Consider the following 24,536-nt stretch of genomic DNA (forward strand, 5'->3'; position numbering starts at 1 on the left):
TCATCTAAGATCTCATTGTATTTAACGCTTATTCAGCAGACTCTTCAGATGTTTCTTCTTCTTTTGATTCCTCTGATTCTTCTTTAGTTTCTTCAGATTCTTCTTTTGATTCTTCTTGAGTTTCTTCTTTCGAATCTGATTCGTCGCCAGCCTCTTCTTTTTCACCTGAGATACTGCTGGCGTCTATTTTCTTAGCTTCCCATTCATCATAAGCTTTTTGCCATTGTTCTTTTGAAACAGGCTCTGCTTGAACTTTCATAAATTTAAAGCGTTGACCACCAGTTCCTGCAAAAGCATACGGTCCAGAGAAAGGCACAACGTTTGTCACACGTAATAAAGAACCACCCGTACGAATTGGAATGGCAATCGCTGAATCCGTTAGCCAAGCTTGAGCTTTAGCATGTGCATCATAACGAGCATCCATATCATCTGTAATTGCATTTGCTTCATCAACCAGAGTTCCATATTCTTCAAGGCCTGATTCTTTACGAGCCTCAGCATATGGATCTTCTGCTCCTTCTTGAAGAATTGGATCAAATCCAATCGGCACTAAGAAAGTACCATTTTTTGGATGATAAATATCTAAGAAAGTTGAGGGGTCCAGATAATCTGGAATCCATCCAGACTCATTCGTAAAGTCATAATCAACTTCTGCCGCAACTGTCGCATTAAAGGTTGCAGCTAAGTAAGGGTCTTGAGCAAGTAATACAGGGTTAATTACAACATTGTCAGATCCTAAAGATTCTTCAATTGTTGCTTTTAATGATTTAGCTTGATTTACAGCAAGTGGTACAGTTTCTAATACAGGAATATCAATTTGAATCGGGAAAGTCACACCGTCAACTTCTAGCTCAGCCTTAGCTTCCTCAATTAATTTCTTAGCTTTTTCAGGATTATAGAATCCATCTTGCCCGTCTTCTAAATTAACATCTCCGTATAATTCAGGATCCATTTCTTGTAAATGACGCAGTGTTGCATCACCAAAATTTTCTTCTCCCACATTAACATACTCTGGAGCGACTAATGTATTACGAATATCTGTATCCGCAAATTCTTCTCCAAATAATTGAGTCATATAAGTATGACGATCAAAGCCGAACATAATCGCTTGTCGGAATTTTTTATTTAAGATAGCAGAATGTGTATCTTCATGCTGAGAATCATCAGATTTACCAGTTGCTTCATGCTTAATACGGTTCATATTAAATTGTAATAAGAAAGCAGAACCCTGTCTTCGTTGCTGCGTAATTTCATTTTCAAATTCTGCTTTTACTTCTTTATAAATTGGTAAGTTAGGTTGAACAGTAAAGAATGATACAGCCCCATCCTTATAAAGACGATAAAAAACTTCAGGATCTGATCCGTCATTGTATGTAAATGATACTGTATCCACAAAGACATTGCCTGCATCCCAATAATTTTCATTCTTCACATATTCAATTTGTGATTTAGCTGTTAAATTGGTTAATAAGAACGGTCCATTGTATAAAATAGAATCCGGTGATAGGCTACCAAAATCAGCCCCCATAGAATCTAAGAATTCCTGATTAATCGGATATAAAATACCATAAGTTGTCTTCGAATTGAAGTATGGTTCAGGCTTGGTTAAGGTATATTCTAAAGTGTAATCGTCGACTGCCTTTACCCCAACTTCAGCAAAGTCAGTGATTTCACCATTAATGTATTCATTGAGGCCTTTGATTGAGTTTTGAACAATCGGTAGCATTTCAGATTGAACTTCTACCGCATGTTGCAAGCCAGTGACAAAGTCATGAGCGGTCGTTTCAGCCCATTCATTACCATTCATGTCATACCACATCACACCGGGACGAATTTTATAAGTGTAAGTCAATCCGTCTTCCGACACTTCATGTGATTCCGCCACTGCTGGGATATAGTTACCGTATTGGTCATTCTCATAAAGTCCATCAATAAAATTCACCGTATGGTTAGTATTGATATCACGCATTGAGAAGGTATAATCAAGTGAAGTAGGGTCCGTTAAATAAGTTGCTTTATATTCGGGTACGAGTTCCCCTTCTTCTTGTGCAAAACTTGTCATAGGCGCTGCAAGACTTCCTAAAGTAAAGGCAGCCATAATCGAAACAATCGCTTTTTTAATTTGTTTCTTCATTTTTTTCCTCCTTATAATTTGCTTTCCAACAACCGACTGTTCTTTTTTTCTTTGTTCATTACCTCACTTTCAAACCCTTGTATTAATTTCATCTTACCAACGCATGAAAACGCTGTCAACGGTTTGGTGTCTTTATTCGCAAAAATTAATATTCCATAAGAAATTATCACCCTTTTTTCATTTTAAGCCTCAATATCCCCTATTTTGGCCTTAAAATTTCAAAAAATAAAAATTTTAATAAATTTTCTGATAAAATACACAAATTTTTATCTTTTGAAAAAATGATATCGTTTTCTTGGAACCGCTTTTATTTTACCCCGAATAAATTCAAATTACCATGCTATTTTTATGAAAATTTGATTTGAAAAATCTCATTATATTAACATAAGATTTTATATAATGTTTTGACTCTAATATTCTGCAAATTTAAGATGTAAAACATCGTATCTTCTGTTAAAATCCATACTATGAGGTGATCACATGCGTCCCATTCAATATCTACTTATCTTAATATCCTTTCTACTCTCTTATGCTATTCAGAACTTTTGGTCTGGCCCCATCATCATTTATCTACTGCTCGTCCTTATTCACCAGATTAAATGGTATTATACTCATAACCGACCGTTCGTTATTTTATTTCTATTCTTTTCATATCTCATCTTATTCTTAAAATTTAAAATGGATCCTCATTTTGATTTTTTCTTATTATTGGTTTATATAATTGATTTATATTCAATCTTAGAAGAGAAAAAAGCTTTAATTGCGGGACTCATATCTTTGTTAATCCTCTTTATTTATTCATTTTTCCAGTCGATCATCATTGATCCCAGTCATCTTGCTTTCTATTTATGTGCTTGGGCCTTCATTCATTTAATTGCCAAGCTCAAAAGAGAACAAAAAGACTTAAGGGAGAAAAGTTTCCAATGGCAGATTCAAGAGAATGAATTGCGAACACAGCAAGCACATATAATCGCCCAAGAAAAGACCTTACAAGAAGTGCGAACGCTACAAGAGAGAAATCGATTATCAAGAGACATCCATGATTCAGCTGGTCATGTACTCTCGACGGTCATTATTCAGTTAGATGCCATTGCCCTCTTAAGTCAAGATCACTTACCTCAAGTGGCGGAGATGGCTCATCATTTGCGTGATTTCACTCAGAAAGGACTACAAGAAGTTCGCCAGATTGTCCATTCAATGAAACCTATCCATTATGATCGCGTTTCTTTCATTGAGAAACTTCAACAAATCATGGATGACTTCCAAAATCATAGTCATATCCATTTATTATTCTATTATAACGATGCCCTTTTTAGTCTCACCCATGAGCAACAAGAGACACTCTATCGCGCTGTTCAAGAATTTCTTGCGAACACAGCCAAACATGCCCATGCGAGCCAGATCCAAATTAATATGCACTTTACCGATAAAAGTTTGATTTTTACAATGGAGGACAACGGTAGAGGAACGGATCAAATTGTTCCTTCAGTTGGTCTGACTGGCTTACAAGAACGCATTGAACTCGTGGGAGGTAAGCTTCAACACTTTACTTCTAAAGGTAAAGGTTTCCGTACTCGAATTGTACTTTATAGAAAGGACTAACTCATGACTAAAATTCTCTTAGTAGACGATGAAACACTGATTCGTTCTGGACTGGCTATTCTGCTCCAATCATTTTCAGAGTTAGAGATTATCGGGCAGGCTTCAAATGGAAAAGAAGCCTTTGCCTTCTGCCAAGCACAAAGACCGGACTGCATCTTAATGGATATTCGTATGCCTGAAATGAATGGTATCGAAGCCACCCAGCGGATTCATGAACTCGACCCTTCAATAAAAATTTTAATTCTAACCACTTTTCAAGATTCCGAATACATTAGCCAGGCGCTTCAATACGGGGCTTCAGGCTATCTACTCAAAGATTCAAGCCACCAAGAGATTGCCGAAGCCATCTCAACACTGATGCAAGGCAATATGGTCTTTGACGGAAAAATCAGCCATCATTTAGTACTACAAAAATCACTGAGCCAGTCTTTTAAGCCCCAAAACTACCAATTAAAAGAAAAGGAAGTGGAAATCATCCGCTTAGTGGCTTCTGGCCTGAATAATCAAGAGATTGCCGACCAACTCTACCTCTCACTCGGAACCGTCAAGAATAACGTCTCTTTAATCCTCGATAAATTAGAGCTTAGAGATCGGACCCAATTAGCCATTTTCGCCTTCGAAAAGGGAATTAAATAATCACTTTCAGGAGCCGTTACTTTCTGCTCCTTTTTTTAATGACTTAAGTCATGCCTTCCCATGACCCTAGTGAATACCAATAGGTAACGATTAGACTTAAAATAAAGTTGTTCAATTAAAGGAGGAATCATTTATGAGCCAAATCACCATTGATAATATTTTTAAAAGCTATGCCAAAGAATCGGTTTTGTCGAATGTCTCATTCCACATTGCCCCCGGAGAAACGTTTGGTCTTATTGGACCTAATGGAGCCGGCAAGTCAACGCTCATTGATATTATCACTGGGCTACAACGCCCTGATTCAGGAAGTATTTATATTGACGGTTTAAAGGTGCCAAAAGATATCACTAAAATCAGAGCGCAACTTGGATTAGTTCCTCAAGAAATCGCACTCATCCAAGATATCTCGGCAAAGGCTAATCTCGAATATTTTGGCGGCTTATACGGTCTCCATGGAAACCATCTGAAAAATCAGATTTCAATGGCTCTGTCAGCAGTTGGACTGAAAGAAACCAATAAAAAAGCCATTAAAACTTATTCTGGCGGTATGCAAAGACGGCTGAATATTGCAGCGGCCATCATGCACCAACCTAAATTACTAATTCTTGACGAACCTACGGTCGGAGTCGATCCCCAATCACGAAACAATATCTTTGAATTCATCCAACAAATGAATCAAGAATTTAACACCACTATTCTCTATACCTCACATTACATGGAAGAAGTAGAAGCCCTTTGCGATCGTATCTATATCTTGGATCATGGAAAACAAATCGCCTACGGTAGTCAAGAAGAGATTAAAATGCTGGTTCAAGATTCCATCAAATGGCACCTAGAAGTGGTCAACCCAGACCTTAACCTATCTGATACCTTAAGCCATTTAACAGGGGTAGAGAAAGTTTTACAAGAACAACGAACCTATCAACTTATCGTAGATCCACTTGAATTTGATAGTCACCAGCTTTTAGAACTATTACACCAAGAATCAATTGAAATTCATTCTTTATCGCGCGAAGAGCTCAGTCTAGAAGAAGCCTTTCTGAGTTTAACAGGGAAAACTTTGAGAGACTAGGAGGGAAAAGATGAACAAGTTATGCTACTACTTATTAACGGAGTTTCGACTATTCAAGCATTCTTTTTGGCAATCGCTCATCTCGATTCTCCTTATTCCTTTAATCATGTCGGGCTTTTTTGCTTTTTCTTTTTCCTCTTCTTACCAACCAGAATTCAAACCTGATCCCATTAAGTTATCTCTAGATAACCAAGATCGAGGGAGTTATGGACAAGAACTGGTCAACTTAATAGAAGATCAACAAAATCAAAGCCTATTTGAAATTAAAAATGCCGAAGAAGCTGATTTTAACCTCTTGATTAAAGAAAACTATTCCGACCAGCTCTCCCAAACAGCTGTTGAAATCAAAGGAAAAACAAACGTTTCCCATCAGCAAGGTCAATTCCTTCAGCACTTTATCAGTCAATGGCAGACACAACTAGCCAAAAATCATGAACTCATCCAGCAGAGTGGTGAACAATACCCAACTATAATGGAAACATTACAGATGAAAACCCAAGACCTTAATCAGGAGCTTTTTGAACAAAAATCTTTCTCTACCGATAAAACGCTGTCCTCTACCCAATATTCATCGATCGCTTCCATGCATTACTTAATTTTTATTCTTGCCATATCAGCTGCAACCCTAAATTCTAAAAAAGAATTTTCCGGCCTACGCAAACGAATTTCAACCGTCCCTTTAAGTGCTGCTCAATCCGTTAGCTTCGATCTCATATCGCATACTTTATTAACCACTTTTTATACCAGTCTTTACATCTTAATTTGGAAATTAATCTCACCAGAATCCTTTGCTCATAATCCACTTTTCTATCTATTCTGGATGGGACTTTTCTCTTTCTTACTGTTCAGTTTCTATCATTTAATCAATTACCTAATTCCAACCAAGTATGTCATGATAGTTCTTAATTTACTAATGTATCTTTATATGTTTCTAATTATTTTCCCAATGGATGATATTCTCTCTGGACCGATCGCTCAGTGGATTGCGAGCAATCCCATGCGCGAACTCTTTCAACAACCTCTCATCCATTACTTGAAGAGTGGACATTGGACCACTCACTGGCCGATTGCTCTCTGGCTCATAATTGTGAGCATCGTCATGGCCCTTATCACCATCTATCTGAAACAATTAAAGGAGGAACGCTAATGAGAAACTTATCCAATTTGGTCTTCTTTCATGCAAAACGCCTCGTTTCTAATCTTAGTTTTACTTCCTTAACACTGTTTATGCCTTTGGTTTTTATTATCTTTTTTGCTAAAGTTAATGAGTCAGATTCTGTGGCTCCTACTTCAGAAATAGCAGTGATTAACCATTCTGATTGGATTTCTCAGGTGGTGCAGGCTCATATGCAAGAAGAAAATACTCATTATTTTACAGAGGATCGTTCAGAAGCTTTTCAGCAACTTGAAGAACGAGAATTAGCCATTGTCTATGAAATCCCTGAAAATTATCCAGAACAATCCATCATCGCTTATTCTTTAAACGGTGAAAATCGGGATCCCGTTTGGGAAGCTGATCTCATTCAAAGTTCTCATCGAGCCATCGAGCATCAAGTTCTTAATCACTATCAAATCGATCCCGCCTCGCTCAATATTGAAGCTCAACAACCCACCTTAAACTTTATGACAAAAGGAATAGAAGACGATTTAATCTTAATGGCAATCATGATCACTCTTTATATGGGAATGGGCGCCATGGTCACCACAGCTGATTTAGAACAATTACGTTCTCAACAAGTCTTAAAACGCGGCATCACTGCGAATTCCAATTCCTGGCTCGTATTAGGTAGCTTGTTGTTAGGATACTCACTTGCGATGCTATTCAATAGCTTTATGACCATGCTTATTTCCTGTCTAGTTCTAAACATTAGTCTAGCTAACCTTGCTCCATTATTAATTATCATCTTGAGTATGGCTTTCTTCTATAATGGTCTGATGATCTTCCTCTTCCGATATATTAAAGATAGCCGCATTATATTAGGGTTTGGTTTTCTGATTCCCACTCTCATGTTTATTATGACCTTTATTGGAAAAGAACTTGATCAATTCGAAATGATCAAATATTTAAGTCCTTTTCACTGGGTCTTTCAATACATCGATCGTGGAGACTTTTGGACCACCATCCCCATTGTCTTACTCTACGCTGGCGTTTTATTCACAGCAGGTTCCTTCAAAGTCGAAAGACTGCTAGCCAACAAAAAATAAAAAAGACATCCGCTTAGTTTTTAGCTAAGCGGATGTCTTTTATGAAGGATTATTCATAGCGATTTCCAGAACGACGGCGGAAGAAGTTTAATAATAAAGCACTTACCAAGCCGCCCACCAGCCAAGCAATGAGATACATCATCGGGTTCGTCACTCCTCGAGCTGCTACCGCAAAGATTCCACCATGTGGCACCAAACTCACACAATTAAAGGCCATTGATAGCGCCCCTGCCACTCCAGCTCCCAATGCGAGACTTGGAATCACATGAAGGGGATCGGCCGCCGCAAAAGGAATCGCCCCTTCTGTAATAAAGCCAGCTCCCATGACATAATTCACATATGCAGAAGAACGTTCAGCTGGCGACCAAAGACGACGTCCAATCGTCGCCGCAAGTCCAATTGCCAATGGAGGAACCATCCCGCCTACCATGACAGCGGCCATCACATCAGATCCTCCGCCCTGAGCTTGAGCCACTAGTGCTGTTCCTGTTACATAGGCAGCCTTATTAATTGGCCCTCCCATATCAATCGACATCATCGCCCCTACAACGAAGCCAAGTAAGATCCCCCACTCTTGCGGAATAGAATTGATGGCATTAATCAAGGCGTTCATCACAGCCCCCATTGGACCATTCACCACAAATAGCATCAACACTCCCATCAATAAGATACCCAGAACTGGGAAGATAAAGATGGACTTCATTCCTTCTAAAGACTTCGGCATCCAGGCAAAAAGTTTTTGTAATAGCTTAATAATGGCCCCTGCTAAGAAACCAGCCACTAAAGCACCTAAAAACCCGGAAGGAACAGCATTCTCAAAGATTCCCTCTGGAGTAAAACCTGAAAATTTAGAAGGATCAGCCAAAATCCCTCCCATAATCCCCAATACCAAACCTGGACGATCGGCAATTGATTGACCAATGTAACCTGAAAGAATCGGTAACATCATGGAGAAGGCTAGTCCTCCAATCGTTTTCAATGTCTGAGCAATTATATGATACTCTGGACTCGATGGATCAGCAGAATTAATCCCCCAGAAGAAAGATAGCGCTGTTAAAATTCCTCCCGCAACCACAAAAGGTAACATATGAGAAATTCCGTTCATCAAATGCTTATAAATTTGACGTCCCCAGCTCTCTGCTTCCTCGTCTTCTATTTCTTCATTAACAGCCTGATGATCAGCGTGATAAATGGGTGCCTTGGCTTGAGCCGCTTGAGCCAGTAATTCATCCGCCTTGTTAATCCCATCCGCTACTTTTCTAATGATCACTGGCTTTCCATCAAAGCGAGCCATTTCCACTTGCTTATCTGCTGCCACGATAATCGCTGACGCTTTTTGAATATCGGCTTGTGTTAATTTATTAGCAATACCTGCTTGTCCATTTGTTTCCACTTTAATAGGAATTCCTGCTGCTTGAGCAGCTGCCTTTAATTTCTCTTCAGCCATAAAGGTATGCGCAATACCAGTCGGACAAGCTGTTACCGCAGCAATAAAAGGAACTTCTTCATCAGACTGAGTAGCCACACTCTCTTTTGAAGCATTATTTACAGAAGTGGCTACTGTCTCTTCACGATCTTCCACTTCTTCATGTTCTTGGAAAATTTCAACAACTTCTTTAGCCGTATTCGCTGCAAGTAACTGGTCAGAAACGCCCTCTTTCATTAAGACTTTCGATAAGGATGCCAGCGCTTGAAGATGATCACTTGACCCTCCTTCAGGAACCACAATCATAAAAATTAAACGCGCATCTTGACCGTCAAAAGATTGCCAAGGAATCCCTCGTCTTGAGCGACCGAATACAATCGTTGGACTTTTAACACTTGCCTCTTGAGCATGAGGCATCGCAATGCCATTTCCCACTCCGGTCGTTGATTGTTCTTCTCGAGCCATTAATTTTTCAATTAAGGCGTCAAGATTCTCCACTCCACCGACTTCTTCTAAATTTTTTGCCAGATAGCGAATCGTATCTGACTTGCCGTGTGTTTTTAAATCTAAATCCATAGCTTCCACATTCAATAAATCTGCTATTCGCATTATTTTTCCTCCTTTAATTGACTTACTTCCACTTCATTAATCAACTGATGAATCATCTCTCCATTCGCAATACCCACTGAAAAAGCCGTTGCTGATCCCGCAGCAGCTCCTTGTCTCAAACTCTTCTCATAAGATTGAGAGTGTTCAAATTCAGCCATAAAACCTGCTAACATTGAATCTCCAGCCCCTACTGAATTAATAACCTTTCCTTTTGGCGTTCCAGAACGATAGATTTTACCTTCTTCACTAACTAAGACAGCCCCCTCTCCACCTAAGGAAACCAGAACGTTTCTTGCCCCCCTATTTTGTAATTCTTTTGCATAACGAATCACTTGTTCAATACTCTCAATGGCTAAGTTAAAAATCTCTGACAATTCATCCCGATTCGGTTTAATAATAAAAGGACGGTGTACTAAACAAGCTGTTAATAAGTCGCGATTCGTATCCAGAATAAATTTACTACCTTTTAATTGACAGAGCGCAGCAATCTGAACATAATCATCAGCAGACATACCGGGCGCCATATTACCAGCTAGAAAGACATGATCCTCTTCGCTTAACCTTTCTTCTAAGTAATGATACAAGCGAGCAAAATCTTGGGCTTTAATTGTAGGACCCGCTCCGTTAAACTCTGTCTCTAAATCACTTTTCAACTTCATATTGATCCGAGTGACGCCCTCTACCTCAATAAAGTGATGAGAGATTGACTGTTTCTCTAACTCTGCTTTTAAGTAATCACCTGTAAAACCCGCACTAAAGCCGGTTGCGATAGAGCGGACACCCAGGTTATTCAAGAGAACTGATATATTGATTCCTTTCCCCCCGATAACATAATCTTCCTTTTGGATACGATTGAGTTGACCTAATTTGGCATCTTCCACTTGAACAACGTAATCCAAGGCCGGATTAAAAGTTATTGTATAATTCATTTATGCCTCCATTATCTGTGTGTCTGTTCGATAGTTGCTAAGCATTTGGGCATTCATTCCAGAACTAATAATGGTTACTTCATCTAAATCCCCCACTTTCGCAAAAGCCACTTGATCAAATTTTGAAACATCTGCTAAGACAAACGTCCGATTCGCCATCTGGATTCCCGCTTGTTTAATCATTGCTTCCTCTTCATCAGGGGTTGTCAATCCATATTGCAAATCAATCCCATTAATTCCTAAAAAAGCTTTATGGAAATGATAAGAACGAATTTGATCTAAAGCTGTCAGGCCAATAATCGCCCTCGTTTCAGACTTGATTTTCCCTCCTAATAGACGAGTTTCAATACCCTTCTCCAGACAGAGTTGCGCATGATCGATGCCATTGGTAATAACCCGAACATCCGTTAAATCCAAAGCTTGCAGTAAAGCATAAGTAGACGTTCCAGCATCCACATAAATCGTCTCCTCCGCTTCTATCAACGAGACCGCCTTCTTCGCCATTTTGCTTTTGAGTTCAGGATTCAAGGCCATTTTTTGATTGACATCTGGTTCATCTGCTAAGCCTTGTCCCCGCTTAGCTCCTCCATGGACTCTAACTAAATAGTCTCCTTCTTCTAACAAACTCAAATCTCTTCGGATGGTTGATTCAGAAACTTGTAAGGCCTCTACCAACTCTTTAACTGTTAGAAATGTTTTTGTTTCTAACGCTTGTAAAATCTGACGATGCCGCTCTTCTGTAAGCATTTCCATCACCTCTATTCTTATCATACATGCATTTTCTTTCAAAATCAATCAAAAACAATCATTTTCATTCATTTCTTTACGAGTAAATCCTAAAACAAAAAAACAGACTTCCAAATATGGAAATCTGCTTTTTTATTATTCATATTATGAGCAATGCTTCTCTCGAAGACGTTTCGAAGCTTCTACCATAACCGCTAATTTTTCTTCGATCACCGGATAAGGATTTAAAGGACGGTTAGCGAACGTTGCAAACCCACAATCAGGGTTCAACCAAATCCTTTCAGGCGGCAAGAATTCAAGCGCCTCTTCTGCTAAAGCCATTATTTGTTCTACTGATTCTACCACATCGTTACGAGGATTCACCACTCCTAAACCAAGAATGATCCTCTCATCTAGAAAGTTATTATAAAACAACTTGGATACTTCACCTGCACGAGGCGTTGAGAACTCCAAAGCCAGCATGTCGACCTTTAATTTATTAAAGAAACTACCCAATTTGTCATAAGCGCCTTCTAATAAGACGGTCTCATCCTTAGTCCAGTTCCCTCGACAAACATGCATCGCTGAAATACAGCCTTCAAGTTGATTGATTTCATCCAAAACGGGTTGGATCAGTGACTGGGCAAAAACTAATTCTTTGTCAACCTTGACTTTCGCTCCCAAAGTCCCTCAATAGAACGAGGTATCTCCTTCTGCCCGCTGAAAAACCACTTCAGACAAAATTGGCTCATCAATTTGGATCACACGTGCCCCATTATCATAGAGTCGATGAATTTCATTTTTTAATAAGGCTACAATATCCTGTCCCAATTGACGGCGTCCATCATAAGCTGAATCCGAAATTCCTTCCACCCACATCGATCGAGTTAATAAATAGGGACTCGGTAAAGTGACTTTATAAGGCTTATCCGTCAATGACTTGATTAATTGATGTTCAGTCATGTTTAAATCAGCTTGTGTATCAATTTTTGCCACACAGACGGGACTATTCATCGAATTATCTGCCGCATCCATCTCTTCTAAACTCTGAACATATTCATCATTATGGCCAAGTAATTCATTAATTTCATCAGTAGAATAGAGTTTGATTCCATCTACTTGATCCGCTACATAAGACATATAATTATCACGAGATATTTCACCACTAACTACAATATCAATCCCAACACGATCAAAAAGGTCCATGACAGCTTTTGACTCATCATGAACCAATTTATGATAGTGATCACAGTCGCCAGTTTCCTGGCAGGCTTCTTTTGCAGCTAAAAGTTGTGGTGAACGTGGCATCGATCCAATTAAAGTCGTGGCAAACGGCTTAAATGTCGTTTCCATGTTCCTTTAACCTCACTTTTCTATTGCCTATTATGGCTCAATTAATAGTTCACTTTCTGTCATAATATCAACCACTTCACGCATTGTTGTAGTTCCCCCCACCATGATGTGGTTTTCAATTTCATAGTAGTCCGTACAGATGCCACAAGAAAGGATTTTCGCTCCTTTTTCTTCTAAAGCTTTCAAATCTTCAATTGAGTCTGATCCTTTACAAGATAATTTAACCGCTTCTCCATATAACACAACATGTTTTGGTGCTTTTTCAGTATTCGCTAAAGTATTCAAGAAACCTTTCATTAAGTTCTCTGTTAAAGGTTGTTCCCCAGCTCCCATACCTGTACTACGAATAATTACATCATAAGAATTTGCCATCGTTTAAAACACTCCTTTAGATTTGATACCTCCATTATATACACCGCCTCTCTTTAAAACTAATTGGCATTCATGATAAGATCTAGGCTTTTATTATATTAACTGATATAAAGCTTCCTTACCTTTATCTTTTAATAAAAAAGGCTACAATTGACCTATCATGAGAAAAAGGGGTAATAAAATGACAGATTTCAAAGACACTTTACAAAACTGCATGGGCAATACTGGAGAATTGGCTAAAATAAGTCCCGATTTCTTCAAAGCTAACGATGAATTAACTAAAATTGCATATGCTAGCGAAACATTGGACATGAAAACCAAGGAATTAATCTTCTTATCCTTTGCCATCGCTAAGCAATGTGAATCTTGTATTGCTGTTCATGTCTCAAAATACATCGAAGCAGGTGGCGATCGAGAATCACTAGCAGAACTTGCGAACCTTTCAATCCTAATGGATGGTGGCCCTGGAATGGTCTATTCGGGCAAAGTCCTCGAAGCTTTTGATCAGTTATCTCAATAATTTTCTATCCAGTTATAAATAACAAACACAAAAAATCAGGGGCTTTATCCCCTGATTTTTATATTATTTTTAAACCAAATGTTTACGAATAGCTGGCATCTGGCTAATCCATGAAACAATTAGACATGAAACAATTTTATCAACCATATTAGATACAACTGTTGCCAGAAACGTTGATGTAAACATTGATTGCCCTGAAGCTCGTAATGCTGCTATAAAAATATCCGTTCCAGATCCAGTAAACCCACCGAATAAAGTTAAACGAATAACGGTTCCAACAGCAGGTGCAATAAGCCCCATCAAAATCCCAGCTATGATGGCCTTTATATAAGAAAATTTCCCATTAGAGATAAGCGCCACAATGATTGCAACAGCAATACTAACTAAGGAAAATGGTATTTCCACTGCTCCGCCACCTAATACAGCTGCAAGTAGATTAGTAGAAAGACCAGTTAAAACTCCCCAAAAGATACCGAAGTTAGCCGCTATAAAGATCGTACCCATTGTATCTAGAAACAACAAAGGAATCGATAATGCAGAAACTGTTCGTCCAATGACCACATTAATAGCAATCGCTAAGGCACACAAAGTAATAATCTTAATTCTTGACTGTTTATTTTTCATTTTTTCCCCCTTTGATAAATGTTTCAATTTCATTTGAAAATTTTCCTTCGTCACCTTCACAATAATCAGTTGGAACTTCAATAAAGGGAACTTCAAGACCTTGAGTTTTTAACCATTCAAAAATAATTTCCATATAGACGCCTCGTTGATTAGATATTGAACAATTGGGGCTTTGATGAATACCAATAATCCCAATAAAATGGTCTCCCTGAGCCAAATACTGTTGAATTTGTTTAAAAATTGGAGACAACCAAATTTGACATCGTTCACGATATCCCTGAATTTGATTATAATCTTCATACGACATCGGTAAACGATCAGGTCCTAATTCGTTCATTTCCGGACAAGGCATCTGAATAATTCCTATTCCTTTATCAATCAATATTTTCACAAATGGAAAAGCCCCAGCTGCTCTTTTCTCACCTTTTACTACGGCTAGTTGATTGATTATGCAATGCGAACACAAAACAAATTGACGTGGATATTCGATAGACTTTACCTCCTTTTACAACTATTTACTTGAATCTTCATCATTCTATAAAATTGAAGTGTTTATAACAAATTACTTTTTTCAATAAAACTTTATTACTGATGTTATATGAGTCTGAAAATCTTTCTTTCACATTCGAGCTATTCCAGGATACTCCATCATAAAAACTCATAGCAAAAAATTAACTAACGTCTTCTTTATAAACCACCTTTCACTTTCAACCATTATGATTTTCTACTGTATGAAAAAAATCATTTATCACTAAGTATGATAAATAAATCACAAAAAGCAATCATACTTGTCTTCTCCCCTCAAACTTATCTAATAAATTTTTTGTTTTTTTTATCGATCTTTGTATCGTTTAACTACTAGAATATAATAAAACAAAGGGATAACTTCCCAATAATAATTAACGAAGGGTTGATAATATGAAATCAAAAAATTCTTTACCTTTAAAATCTTCTTTAGCGCTTGCACTTATTTTTTCTTCTAATCTTTGTTTATCTCAGAACGCAAATGCCCAAGAAAACTTTCCTTCTTCTTCCCAAGTTTCCACCAACCTATCAGTAAATGATGAACAGTTCTCAGTATCCCCTCCTCTTGTCGATAACGAAGATGATCTTGCGATTGAGGAAGAAGCAGAAGTCATAAGCAACACAGAAGCCACCCAAAATCTAGTTGAAAATGATCTCAACAGCTCTACTAACCAAATTGTTGAAACCGATCTATCTTTAAGTGAAACTCCTGTAATAAGTCCCATTTCAAATACAGCAACTTCTGGGAAAATAGAACCTCAAACTTTTGTAACTTCCAACGAAACCGATTTCACTTTTGATTCTACCACTAACACTATTACAAATTATGTAGGTACCGAAACCAATATTATAATTCCCGAAACTATTAACGGTGTAGCCGTTAAAAAGATCGATCAGCGTGCCTTCATAAAAAAAACAATTGAATCAATTACCCTACCCAAATCTATTGAATCAATTGATAAACAGGCATTTGCTGGTATTCCGACTTTAACTCAACTTTCTTTTTCAGAAGGACTTACTTCTATCGGAGAAGGAGCCTTTTTAGCTGCAGGAGAATCTGAATTAAACTTGCCAGATAGCTTAAGAAATATCGATCGTTTAGCTTTTTCAAACAACAAAAATTTGATCCATCTTGATCTAAATGAGGGCCTAAAGATCATTGGACAGCAGGCCTTTCAAGCAGATGAACAGCTTCTTCCTACAGTAACTCTTCCATCTAGCTTAGAACATTTGATGACTTCATCTTTTGCAAGAACAGCAGTGGATACTTTAAATATTTCCGGAGATGAAAACTCTGCTTATTTGATCATCCATTCAGGCATTTCTCCCGAACTTAGCCAGATAAATTTTACTCATCCACAAAAACATGCCTCAATTCTTTTTAATACTCGAATTGGTAATAGTGGTAATGTCAATATAAATTTAGGAAAACTTCAAACAACTGCCCAAAGCATTCAAGAATTACAGAATTTTCTCAAAGGAAATATTAATATTAATCTAGCCGCCATTTATCCGAATAAAAATGATAGTTCAGGCATGAATGACTATGTTGTTACAAAAGAGCTTGAATGGGACTTAAATCAAGTGGACTTCTCTCAAAATCAAATTACTCTCAAAACAAGTCCAAGTTTCAAAGGTACTGTATTTGAAGAAAAAACAGGATATGTCACACCAAATATTGACAGTGTCACAACAGAAAATGAATTCACCCTAGTTTTAGACCTCTTAAAACCAGAATGGATTTCAACTGATTTTACCTATGAAGAATTCCAATACAAAGCGCCTATGAAAGTTCCAGTTACTAAATTTGGCATTAGTGGTTTTAGTCAGTCAGGTTTTGAAAAACTTCAAGCGAACAAAGACCTAATGATTCCCGCTTATTTACTTACCGATTCTAGTGATCCAGCTAGCGCAAAGGCGATTGAAGGTATTCTTCCCAATGCCTTTAAAAACATTCAACTCAATTCTCTTACATTTGATCAAATTGCTCCGCAATCAGAATTTATAATTGGTAATTCTGCCTTCGCTAATACTGGCTTACAAGAACTTCATTTAGTAGATGGAATTGTCATGATAGACTCAGGGGCATTTGAAAACAATCAACTAACCGAAGTAAATATTCCTAAAACTATTTGGAAAATCGGTAATTCTGCTTTTGCTAACAACGATATTACAGAATTAATTATTTCAGATGATGTAGAAGCCATTCAACTAGATAACTATTCCTTTATGAATAATCAACTAACCGAAGTAAATTTACCCTACTCTATTTTTAAATTTAGGGATTATGTCTTTAAAGGAAATCCAGGTAAGGGAGAAATTAATCCTAACCAACAGATTGGGGAGGATCCAGAGAACACGGGGGTCGTTCATTTATTCACTCGTAACCCTGACCATCTTAACTCTTCTACTTATATCGCAAACAGTCCTTATCATAAAATTATAAATTTGAGTCCAGGTATTAATCGCGATCCTTTGTGGCAATTAATTTCCTCTGCTAATAAAATCATTGAAGGCAATTATCCAACAGATGCTTATCAAGCTTTTAAAAATATTTTCGATGAAAGTAAAAAAATCTTTTCAGATAATTTATCAAAACAAACAGAAATAAATACTGCTAGTGATAACCTCACAGAAGCTCTTGCTTATCTAAGAGAATCAGCTCCTGATACCAGCCAGTTGAGAGATACAATTCAACAAGTTGAAGAATTAGCGTCTGAACTATTTACTGAAAAAACATGGTCAGAAGTTGCAGTTAAATTATCTGCTGCTAAAGAAATCCTACAACAAATAAATGCCAAACCAGAAGAATTGGCAGAAGCTAACAACGCCCTAAAATCAGCAATGCTTTTACTAGAATTAAACGATTCTCTTCAATACACAAAGGTTGACTTCACTTATGACGGGAACACTATCACAGGTTTTTCAGAAAGCGGTCAATCAAAATTTGCAATCAATAAAGATGTTATCTTACCTACTTCAAACTTGTTAGACCAACCTATTACTAGTATTGGTGTTGGGGCGTTTGAAATGCCGGCAGATCAAGTATTCTTTGGTACCGATGTGGTTGAATCTCCAAATGGAATTAAAAGCCTTATTTTACCGAATACTCTTGAAAGAATTGAGGACAATGCTTTTCGTCTCAATAATCTTCAGACCGTCATATTTCCTGACTCGTTAGTTTATATCGGTGATTCTGCATTCAATGGTAATCAATTAAAAGAAGTCTTTATGCCAGATTCTATTCTTTCAACTGGCAAAGGTGTATTCTCATTGAATCAAATTGAGAGCATTCATTTCTCACAAAACTTAATTGAAATTGCTGATGGTTTACTATCACGAAATATCCACTTAAAAAATGTCACTCTTCCAGAAGGTATCATTCGAATTGGTTCTTCCGCATTTATGGGAGCCCCCTTACAAACGTTAGATATCCCTTCTTCTGTTGAACAGATTGCTGACCGTGCTTTTAGCTCTCATCGTATTCAAGAATTAATAATACCTGGATCTGTTAAAGATATTGGCAACTCCGCATTTTCTCAAAATGTTAAATTTAGAACTCTCAAAAATTTAATATTAAGAGAAGGAATTAAGAGCATTGCTAGTACCGCTTTTAAATCTGGTCTATTAAAAGAAGTAATTCTACCTAACTCTCTTTTACGAATTGGAGAGAATTCTTTCAAAGATAATTTAAGCGAAGACAAAACACATATTATTGTGAGGCTTTTAACAGGCAATAAAGACCATTTAACTTTTAACAACCATCGATCTTTAAAAAATCAAATTATCATTTTTGATGAATCATTGTCTGAAGAATCTAATGATTCAGAAGAACCAAATAAACCAGAAGAACCAAATAAACCAGAAGAACCAAATAAACCAGAAGAACCAAATAAACCGGAAGAACCAAATAAACCGGAAGAACCAAATAAACCGGAAGAACCAAATAAACCGGAAGAACCAAATAAACCGGAAGAACCAAATAAACCAGAAGAACCAAATGAACCAGAAGAACCAAATAAACCGGAAGAACCAAATAAACCGGAAGAACCAAATAAACCGGAAGAACCAAATAAACCGGAAAAGTATAAGAAGACTAAAAAATCTATTCAGCCACTTACTCAGTTAGAAGAAAATAATAACTCGTCAATTGAGATACAATCTATTTTACCAACTACTGGAGAAAAGGATCGTAATGAAATAATGGCATTAACAAGCTATAGCATTTTAGCTGGCTTGGGGCTCCTTACTATGAACCTTAGTAAAGATACAAACAAAAAAAATTAATAATCCTCTAACTTTATTATAAATTTTACTTCTATAATGCTTTACCTTTACATAATCTTTACTCAAAATTTACATAAACTTTACAGCAAAATCGCTAGATAATGCTATAATTGTGCCATCAAACTCTCTACTATTGCCTTCACTTCCCTATTAGAAGTCCCATCAATTTCTGCTCAAGAAGAAATTGATAAGATTACAATGGGATTCGTTCCTTCACGTGATCCTCAAGAAATCGTAACTGCTACTGAGCCGTTGGAACAGCTTTTGATTGATGAATTAAAGAATTGGGCTTTGAAGTAGGCGAAATTGATATCACAGTTAGGACATCTTATGAAGCTGTCGGTGAAGGTCTAGTAGCGGGAACCATCGATGTTGGATTTATTCCTGGTGGTACTTACGTTTTATATGATGATGGTTCAGAAGTCCTTCTAACTGCTACTCGCGCTGGTCTATCAAATGATTCGGATAATCCGGTTGATTGGAATGAAAACGAGCCAACCGAAGCAACGGATGAACAAGTTACTTACTAACGTGCCTTAGCCATTGCAGGTCCATCTGAGAAAGGAAAAGAATTAGCAGATAAAATTAATAAAGGAGAAGAATTAAGCTGGGAAGATCTCGACTCTGCTAAATGGTCTGTTATGTCTGTTATGTCTCCTACATCTCCAGCCGGCTATATTTATCCAGCTTTGAAACTTTCTGATAAGTACGACAAGTCAATTGCCGATTTAAGCAATGCGGTTCAATCTGACTCTTATCTGACTGCCTTCTCACGTCTTGCCTCTGGCCAAGTTGATATTCTTCTAACTTATGCAGATGGACATCGCGATTATGCGGAACAATGGGAAAGCGAATTAGGAGCAGAGAACGATATTTGGACGGATACAGATACCCTTTTAATTACAGATGCTATCTTTAACGATACGGTTTCTGTTTCTAAGAACTCTGATACCATGACCGATGAATTAAAAGAAGCCGTCGCTGAAGCTTTAATCAATCTTACTGAAGATGAGAAAACATGTGAAGTTATTTTTAACATCTATTCACATGAAGGCTACGAAAAAGCTAGTGACTCGGATTATGATAACGAGCGCAAAGCACAAGAATTATTATTAGAAGCTAACAACTAATTAAAGTACGGATACTGATTACCAAACGTTCCGCTATGAATTTCTGCTTAGCAGGAAGCTAGTGGAACGTTTATTTATATGGATGAAGGAGTAAACGATGATAGAATTTAAAGCCGTCAACAGGTATATGCCAACCAGGTTCATGCTCTAAAGAACATTAACTTAACCATTCAAGAAGGGGAATTTGTCGCCATCATAGGTCCTTCTGGTGCTGGTAAATCCACCCTCATACGCTGCATCAACCGAATGCACCACATTAGCTCCGGACAGATTACCGTCAATCATACTGATATTCACCAACTCAACAATAAAGAAGTACGCCAATTTCGCCAAAAAGTTGGCATGGTATTTCAATCTTTTAATCTGGTTAGTCGAATTTCAGTCCTGCAAAATGTCTTAGTCGCTAACGTTCCTCAGCTATCTTTTTGGCAAAAATTAGCAGGATCTTTTCCTCGCGAGATGAAACAAAGAGCCTTAGAAGCACTTGATAAGGTTGGCATCCTAGATAAAGCTTATACCCGAGTGGACCAACTTTCTGGTGGCCAACAACAGCGTGTCGCCCTAGCCAGAACGCTTGCCACCCAACCAGAAATTATCTTAGCAGATGAACCCGTAGCCTCTCTTGATCCTGTCACCGCTCGGATGGTACTTAATGACCTCAAAAGAGTTAATCAAGAAATGGGAATAACAATCCTCTTAAACATTCATCATATCGAATTAGCCTTAGATTACGCCGATAAAATATTGGGCAGTCGAAAAGGAGAAATTATTTATTTTGGCCCAGTCAGTGGAATCAGCCAAAACATTTTGGCAGACATTTATGGGGAACAAATAGAAAAAATTAACTCACTTCCTTCTAGAAAGGAGAAATCATATGTTTAAACGAGAAACCTATACAATCAACGGGCAGGTCCTAACGGAACCTCGATCTTATCAATTACTCATCAGTCTCTGCTCAATTATCTTGACTGGTTTAGCGCTTAAAGTAACGGATTTTGAGTTTGAGCTCCTGATGAAAAATGGTTCAAAGTTTTTCACCATTTTAACAAGTATGTTCCCTCCTAATTGGGAATTTATGGACAATATACGGAAAGCCATAATTGAAACCATCCAAATGTCTGTCATCGGTTCCTTTCTTGGAGCCTTGGTTTCCATTCCTTTTTCTGTTTGGGCAGCATCCAATATTACCCACCAACCCTTTATTAATGCTTTCTTTAAATTAATTCTCAGCATTTTTCGAACCTTACCCACCATGGTTATTGCCTTAATTGCGACTTTCATTTTTGATATTGGAGCTACTGCAGGAACGGTTGCAGTCTTTCTTTTTTCATTATCTTATGTTGGAAAGTTGATGTATGAACATATTGAAAATATCGAGATGGGGCCTTTTGAAGCAATGGAATCGATGGGTATGACTCGGGTCGAAGCTTTTCGCTTTGCTGTGGTGCCTCAATTGTTACCAACCTTCCTCTCCATCTCGCTTTTCAACTTTGAAGGAAATATCCGCTATTCAGCAGTTCTAGGTTATGTAGGGGCTGGGGGAATTGGTCAACTCATCAATACTCATATTTCTTGGCGCAACTATCCTGCCGTGGGAATGATCTTATTTACTTTAATGTTAGTGGTCTTCATCATTGAACAGATGAGCCAACATTTCCGTAAACGCCTAACATAAAGAGGTCCCAATGAAGACAGAAATTCAAGAAAGACTCAAGCAAGAACCTTCTCATCTTCTATATAATACAATCTTGACTTGTTTATTCACTTGTGCAATCCTTTGGTCAGCCTTCTCACTTAACTTAACTAGCCTAAAAGCCGATTCATTAGAAATTGCTGGAAATATTATCAAGGGAATCCTTACACCTGATATAGACTTTCTTCTCGATTTTCAATCGCAAAAGGGAGTCCCTTTTCTCTTATTCGAGACTCTTTCCATTGCATTCCTAGGAACTGTCTTTGGTTCATTACTGGCCATTCCCTTTTCTTTTCTAATGGCTGAAAACATTGTTGGTCCCTATATTGTAGCGATTACACGTCTACTAGTCGTCGCCATCCGTACCGTTCCAGCGATGGTATATGGTCTCATGTTTGTGGCTGTTTCTGGTCAAGGACCCATGACGGGTGTCTTAACCATGTCACTCACTTCAATTGGGATGGTTTCCAAACTGTATGTCGATATCATTGAAGAATTAGACAAGGGCGTTTTAGAATCCATGACGTCAATGGGTTGTACGAATCTTGAAAAAATTCGCTTTGGAATTCTTCCTCAATTAGCAGCCGCTTTTTTATCCGTTACCATCTATCGCTTTGATATGAATCTTCGGGATACCACGACACTCGGTTTGGTGGGAGCGGGCGGCATTGGAGCTCCTTTAATTTTTGCGATGAATACTTTTAAATGGCAAGAAGTGAGTGCCATTTTAATCGGATTAATTATATTAATTCTTCTCGTCGAAGTCTTTTCCAATCGAATTCGTAAACGACTCGTCAACGGCTAAACAAAAAGTGCTGATCAATTCAGATCAGCACTTTTCTTTATCTATTTTTGCAGCAACCGCCATGATGACCATGGCCTTGACAGTAACCTTCATGTTTTTCTTCGTTTTGACACTTGCAATCATCTGTACTCTGACAACCGCACTCTCCGTTTCCGCCACACTTGCATTCTTCTCGTACACATTCTTCATCGGTACAGTGATCAACACAAGCTTGACAACAATATACTTTCCCATCTACTTCCACTTGATCTGGACCCAATTCATGATCACAGCTCGGTCTAACGCACTTTGTCATAACAATTCCTCCGATCCTTTTAATAAGTTTATTATGCCAGTATGTGAAAAGATTATCAATCAAAGATATCCTTTTTTTTGATGAAAGGGACCATTTCTGAATAAATGATCATTCTTAAAAAGACTTTTCATTTTCTCCTTTCTTACTGCCTTAATTTCGGTATAATAGGGCTAGTTTACAGTGAGGTGAGTCTATGAAAGAAAATAAAGAATTTTACCGTCGTATGCTTGCAATTGCGATCCCTATTGCCCTACAAAGTTTAATCGTTTCCTCTCTAAACACTCTAGATACTATGATGATATCAACTTTAGGATCGGAAACCATCGCAGGAGTAGGCTTAGCTAATCAAGTCTTCTTCTTTTTTACGATGATCTGTTTCGGGACAGCTACCGGTTCTTCCGTGATTATCTCACAATATTATGGACGCGAAGATTACCAAAGTTTACAAAAGGTCAATAGTTTCTCCACTATTATCGCAATCATAGTAGGATTGCTCTTCACCAGCCTTGCGATTTTAATTCCTAAACAGATCATTAGCCTGATGATCGATGATCCTTCGGTCATTGAAGCAGGGGCTCGTTATCTAAGCGTAGTCTCTTTCTCATATATTATCACAGGGATCAGTTTTGTGAATGGGGTTTCTCTAAGGTCCACGGGGAATCCACGAGCTCCCCTAGTAGGCGCGATTGTTGGCTTTATATTTAACGCCTTCTTCAATTATATACTTATTTTTGGGAAGTTAGGCTTTCCTGCCCTAGGAGTTGTGGGAGCAGCTATTGGAACGATCATTGCCCGTTTCGCTGAACTAGGAGTCCTTTCATACGCTGTGACACGATATGACAGTCCTTTGCGAGGACCGCTCAAACCGATGTTCCAATATAAAAGTGACTTTATCCACCGCTTCATGCGTATCACCTTCCCCGTCATCGTTAACGAAACTTTTTGGGGCTTAGGCCAAGTTCTATATAGCGTCGCCTATGCGATCGTAGGAACGGAAGCAACTGCAGCTATTCAAGTCGTCGTTGCCATTCAAAACTTAGCCTTTGTCTTAATTCGGGGACTCTCTAACTCTTGTACCGTCATCATCGGAAATACAATTGGACGCGGAGACCTTGACAATGCTTATCCCTATGGTGTTCGCTTCTTAAAAATGGGAGCCATAATCGGAACTTTAGTTGGACTTTTTCTTGCCTTAACGCCCAATATCAGTTTACAATTGTTTCCGAACCTTAGTCCCAATGTTTACCAACTCTGTGTCACCCTACTTCGTTACATGGGGATTGTCTTTCTACTTAAGGGTTTCAATGCCATCCTAGTGGTCGGCGTGCTTCGCGGAGGCGGAGATACCAAATATTCTATGTACCTTGAAATGGGAAGTGTTTGGTTAGTAGGTGTTCCCTTAGCTTTCATGGGTGCCAGTCTATTAAAACTTCCTATTCAATGGGTTGTTCTTCTTGCCTCAATGGAGGAAGTCACTAAAGTGATTATAGGATTAATTCGAGTCAAGTCAAAAAAATGGGTGAATGAAATTGAATAAATCAAAACGAGAGAAATGATCCTACCATTTCTCTCGTTTTTTATCGTCTTATCAAA

Annotated in this window: 21 protein-coding genes and 1 pseudogene; 13 read left to right on the forward strand and 9 right to left on the reverse strand. The window is 38.0% G+C overall.

The window, feature by feature from the left end; translation table 11 throughout:
* Nucleotides 1-28 precede the first annotated feature (28 nt).
* A complete protein-coding gene (locus tag HZY91_RS08600) occupies nt 29-2,134 on the reverse strand; it encodes a peptide ABC transporter substrate-binding protein (protein ID WP_197115872.1) in 2,106 nt (701 codons plus the stop codon).
* A gap of 480 nt (nt 2,135-2,614) precedes the next feature.
* On the opposite strand from HZY91_RS08600, the gene HZY91_RS08605 reads away from it, so the two are divergent.
* The 5 genes from HZY91_RS08605 to HZY91_RS08625 all read left to right on the forward strand — a co-directional run bounded on the left by HZY91_RS08605 (nt 2,615) and on the right by HZY91_RS08625 (nt 7,649).
* Nucleotides 2,615-3,736: a sensor histidine kinase gene (locus HZY91_RS08605; protein WP_197115873.1), complete on the forward strand. Its 1,122-nt coding sequence runs from the start codon at nt 2,615-2,617 to the stop codon at nt 3,734-3,736.
* A 3-nt stretch (nt 3,737-3,739) separates the two neighbouring features.
* Nucleotides 3,740-4,372 carry a response regulator transcription factor gene (locus HZY91_RS08610; protein ID WP_197115874.1) on the forward strand — a complete coding sequence of 211 codons (633 nt, stop codon included), beginning with the start codon at nt 3,740-3,742 and terminating at the stop codon, nt 4,370-4,372.
* 133 nt (nt 4,373-4,505) lie between these two features.
* Nucleotides 4,506-5,444: an ABC transporter ATP-binding protein gene (locus tag HZY91_RS08615; protein ID WP_197115875.1), complete on the forward strand. Its 939-nt coding sequence runs from the start codon at nt 4,506-4,508 to the stop codon at nt 5,442-5,444.
* 10 nt (nt 5,445-5,454) lie between these two features.
* The gene (locus tag HZY91_RS08620) at nt 5,455-6,591 is read left to right on the forward strand and encodes an ABC transporter permease (RefSeq protein ID WP_197115876.1); all 1,137 of its coding nucleotides are present in this window, start codon (nt 5,455-5,457) and stop codon (nt 6,589-6,591) included.
* Nucleotides 6,591-7,649, forward strand: coding sequence for an ABC transporter permease (locus HZY91_RS08625; RefSeq protein ID WP_197115877.1), 1,059 nt, complete (start codon nt 6,591-6,593; stop codon nt 7,647-7,649). Before HZY91_RS08620 ends, HZY91_RS08625 begins: the two co-directional genes overlap by 1 nt.
* Before the next feature lie 49 nt (nt 7,650-7,698).
* Here the strand turns inward: HZY91_RS08625 and HZY91_RS08630 are convergent, their stop codons facing one another.
* The 5 genes from HZY91_RS08630 to yedF form a co-directional block, all read right to left on the reverse strand.
* On the reverse strand, nt 7,699-9,684 hold the full coding sequence (locus tag HZY91_RS08630) for a PTS fructose transporter subunit IIABC (RefSeq protein WP_197115878.1): 1,986 nt from the start codon (nt 9,682-9,684) through the stop codon (nt 7,699-7,701).
* Nucleotides 9,684-10,613, reverse strand: a complete 930-nt coding sequence (pfkB, locus tag HZY91_RS08635) for a 1-phosphofructokinase (protein WP_197115879.1) — start codon at nt 10,611-10,613, stop codon at nt 9,684-9,686. Before pfkB ends, HZY91_RS08630 begins: the two co-directional genes overlap by 1 nt.
* Complete coding sequence (locus tag HZY91_RS08640; RefSeq protein WP_197115880.1) at nt 10,614-11,360, reverse strand: DeoR/GlpR family DNA-binding transcription regulator; 747 nt, start codon at nt 11,358-11,360, stop codon at nt 10,614-10,616.
* Nucleotides 11,361-11,504: 144 nt separating this feature from the next.
* Nucleotides 11,505-12,692, reverse strand: coding sequence for a cobalamin-independent methionine synthase II family protein (locus HZY91_RS11010; RefSeq protein WP_268888825.1), 1,188 nt, complete (start codon nt 12,690-12,692; stop codon nt 11,505-11,507).
* Between the two features lie 30 nt (nt 12,693-12,722).
* Complete coding sequence (gene yedF, locus HZY91_RS08655) at nt 12,723-13,064, reverse strand: sulfurtransferase-like selenium metabolism protein YedF (protein ID WP_197115882.1); 342 nt, start codon at nt 13,062-13,064, stop codon at nt 12,723-12,725.
* A gap of 181 nt (nt 13,065-13,245) precedes the next feature.
* On the opposite strand from yedF, the gene HZY91_RS08660 reads away from it, so the two are divergent.
* Nucleotides 13,246-13,584 carry a carboxymuconolactone decarboxylase family protein gene (locus HZY91_RS08660; protein ID WP_197115883.1) on the forward strand — a complete coding sequence of 113 codons (339 nt, stop codon included), beginning with the start codon at nt 13,246-13,248 and terminating at the stop codon, nt 13,582-13,584.
* Nucleotides 13,585-13,653: 69 nt separating this feature from the next.
* Here the strand turns inward: HZY91_RS08660 and HZY91_RS08665 are convergent, their stop codons facing one another.
* Nucleotides 13,654-14,208 (reverse strand): CD3073 family putative ECF transporter S component, encoded by a 555-nt coding sequence (locus HZY91_RS08665; protein ID WP_197115884.1) that lies wholly within the window; start codon nt 14,206-14,208, stop codon nt 13,654-13,656.
* Nucleotides 14,198-14,674, reverse strand: a complete 477-nt coding sequence (locus HZY91_RS08670; protein ID WP_197115885.1) for a CD3072 family TudS-related putative desulfidase — start codon at nt 14,672-14,674, stop codon at nt 14,198-14,200. Before HZY91_RS08670 ends, HZY91_RS08665 begins: the two co-directional genes overlap by 11 nt.
* A 452-nt stretch (nt 14,675-15,126) precedes the next feature.
* Here HZY91_RS08670 and HZY91_RS08675 point away from each other — a divergent pair, with 452 nt between their 5' ends.
* The 6 genes and pseudogenes from HZY91_RS08675 (at nt 15,127) to phnE (HZY91_RS08695) (ending at nt 22,648) form a co-directional block, all read left to right on the forward strand.
* On the forward strand, nt 15,127-19,020 hold the full coding sequence (locus HZY91_RS08675) for a leucine-rich repeat domain-containing protein (protein ID WP_197115886.1): 3,894 nt from the start codon (nt 15,127-15,129) through the stop codon (nt 19,018-19,020).
* A gap of 284 nt (nt 19,021-19,304) precedes the next feature.
* Nucleotides 19,305-19,550 (forward strand): PhnD/SsuA/transferrin family substrate-binding protein, encoded by a 246-nt coding sequence (locus HZY91_RS11015; protein WP_235991542.1) that lies wholly within the window; start codon nt 19,305-19,307, stop codon nt 19,548-19,550.
* Between the two features lie 111 nt (nt 19,551-19,661).
* On the forward strand, nt 19,662-20,150 hold the full coding sequence (locus HZY91_RS11020; protein ID WP_235991623.1) for a PhnD/SsuA/transferrin family substrate-binding protein: 489 nt from the start codon (nt 19,662-19,664) through the stop codon (nt 20,148-20,150).
* A 97-nt stretch (nt 20,151-20,247) separates the two neighbouring features.
* Nucleotides 20,248-21,032: pseudogene (gene phnC, locus HZY91_RS08685) on the forward strand (phosphonate ABC transporter ATP-binding protein).
* On the forward strand, nt 21,025-21,825 hold the full coding sequence (gene phnE, locus HZY91_RS08690) for a phosphonate ABC transporter, permease protein PhnE (protein WP_197115887.1): 801 nt from the start codon (nt 21,025-21,027) through the stop codon (nt 21,823-21,825). The pseudogene phnC and the gene phnE (HZY91_RS08690) overlap by 8 nt, the downstream one beginning before the upstream one ends.
* 10 nt (nt 21,826-21,835) lie before the next feature.
* Nucleotides 21,836-22,648 (forward strand): phosphonate ABC transporter, permease protein PhnE, encoded by an 813-nt coding sequence (gene phnE, locus HZY91_RS08695; RefSeq protein WP_197115888.1) that lies wholly within the window; start codon nt 21,836-21,838, stop codon nt 22,646-22,648.
* 37 nt (nt 22,649-22,685) lie between these two features.
* Here phnE (HZY91_RS08695) and HZY91_RS11025 read toward each other — a convergent pair whose 3' ends face one another.
* Nucleotides 22,686-22,943, reverse strand: a complete 258-nt coding sequence (locus tag HZY91_RS11025; RefSeq protein WP_235991544.1) for a hypothetical protein — start codon at nt 22,941-22,943, stop codon at nt 22,686-22,688.
* Nucleotides 22,944-23,136: 193 nt separating this feature from the next.
* Between HZY91_RS11025 and HZY91_RS08705 the strand changes: the two genes are divergently transcribed.
* On the forward strand, nt 23,137-24,480 hold the full coding sequence (locus tag HZY91_RS08705) for an MATE family efflux transporter (RefSeq protein ID WP_197115889.1): 1,344 nt from the start codon (nt 23,137-23,139) through the stop codon (nt 24,478-24,480).
* Nucleotides 24,481-24,536 lie beyond the last annotated feature (56 nt).

The sequence above is a fragment of the Facklamia lactis genome, from assembly GCF_015863205.1.
GTDB lineage: Bacteria > Bacillota > Bacilli > Lactobacillales > Aerococcaceae > Facklamia > Facklamia lactis.

Excerpts from the sequence above, each read along its gene's own strand:
- HZY91_RS08675 (WP_197115886.1), top strand. The coding sequence starts at position 15,127 with ATGAAATCAAAAAATTCTTTACCTTTAAAATCTTCTTTAGCGCTTGCA.
- HZY91_RS08640 (WP_197115880.1), bottom strand. The coding sequence starts at position 11,360 with ATGCTTACAGAAGAGCGGCATCGTCAGATTTTACAAGCGTTAGAAACA.
- HZY91_RS08665 (WP_197115884.1), bottom strand. The coding sequence starts at position 14,208 with ATGAAAAATAAACAGTCAAGAATTAAGATTATTACTTTGTGTGCCTTA.
- phnE (WP_197115888.1), top strand. The coding sequence starts at position 21,836 with ATGAAGACAGAAATTCAAGAAAGACTCAAGCAAGAACCTTCTCATCTT.
- HZY91_RS08660 (WP_197115883.1), top strand. The coding sequence starts at position 13,246 with ATGACAGATTTCAAAGACACTTTACAAAACTGCATGGGCAATACTGGA.
- HZY91_RS11025 (WP_235991544.1), bottom strand. The coding sequence starts at position 22,943 with ATGACAAAGTGCGTTAGACCGAGCTGTGATCATGAATTGGGTCCAGAT.
- HZY91_RS08610 (WP_197115874.1), top strand. The coding sequence starts at position 3,740 with ATGACTAAAATTCTCTTAGTAGACGATGAAACACTGATTCGTTCTGGA.
- yedF (WP_197115882.1), bottom strand. The coding sequence starts at position 13,064 with ATGGCAAATTCTTATGATGTAATTATTCGTAGTACAGGTATGGGAGCT.
- HZY91_RS08630 (WP_197115878.1), bottom strand. The coding sequence starts at position 9,684 with ATGCGAATAGCAGATTTATTGAATGTGGAAGCTATGGATTTAGATTTA.
- HZY91_RS08600 (WP_197115872.1), bottom strand. The coding sequence starts at position 2,134 with ATGAAGAAACAAATTAAAAAAGCGATTGTTTCGATTATGGCTGCCTTT.
- pfkB (WP_197115879.1), bottom strand. The coding sequence starts at position 10,613 with ATGAATTATACAATAACTTTTAATCCGGCCTTGGATTACGTTGTTCAA.
- phnE (WP_197115887.1), top strand. The coding sequence starts at position 21,025 with ATGTTTAAACGAGAAACCTATACAATCAACGGGCAGGTCCTAACGGAA.
- HZY91_RS08615 (WP_197115875.1), top strand. The coding sequence starts at position 4,506 with ATGAGCCAAATCACCATTGATAATATTTTTAAAAGCTATGCCAAAGAA.
- HZY91_RS08605 (WP_197115873.1), top strand. The coding sequence starts at position 2,615 with ATGCGTCCCATTCAATATCTACTTATCTTAATATCCTTTCTACTCTCT.
- HZY91_RS11020 (WP_235991623.1), top strand. The coding sequence starts at position 19,662 with ATGTCTGTTATGTCTCCTACATCTCCAGCCGGCTATATTTATCCAGCT.
- HZY91_RS08705 (WP_197115889.1), top strand. The coding sequence starts at position 23,137 with ATGAAAGAAAATAAAGAATTTTACCGTCGTATGCTTGCAATTGCGATC.
- HZY91_RS08620 (WP_197115876.1), top strand. The coding sequence starts at position 5,455 with ATGAACAAGTTATGCTACTACTTATTAACGGAGTTTCGACTATTCAAG.
- HZY91_RS08625 (WP_197115877.1), top strand. The coding sequence starts at position 6,591 with ATGAGAAACTTATCCAATTTGGTCTTCTTTCATGCAAAACGCCTCGTT.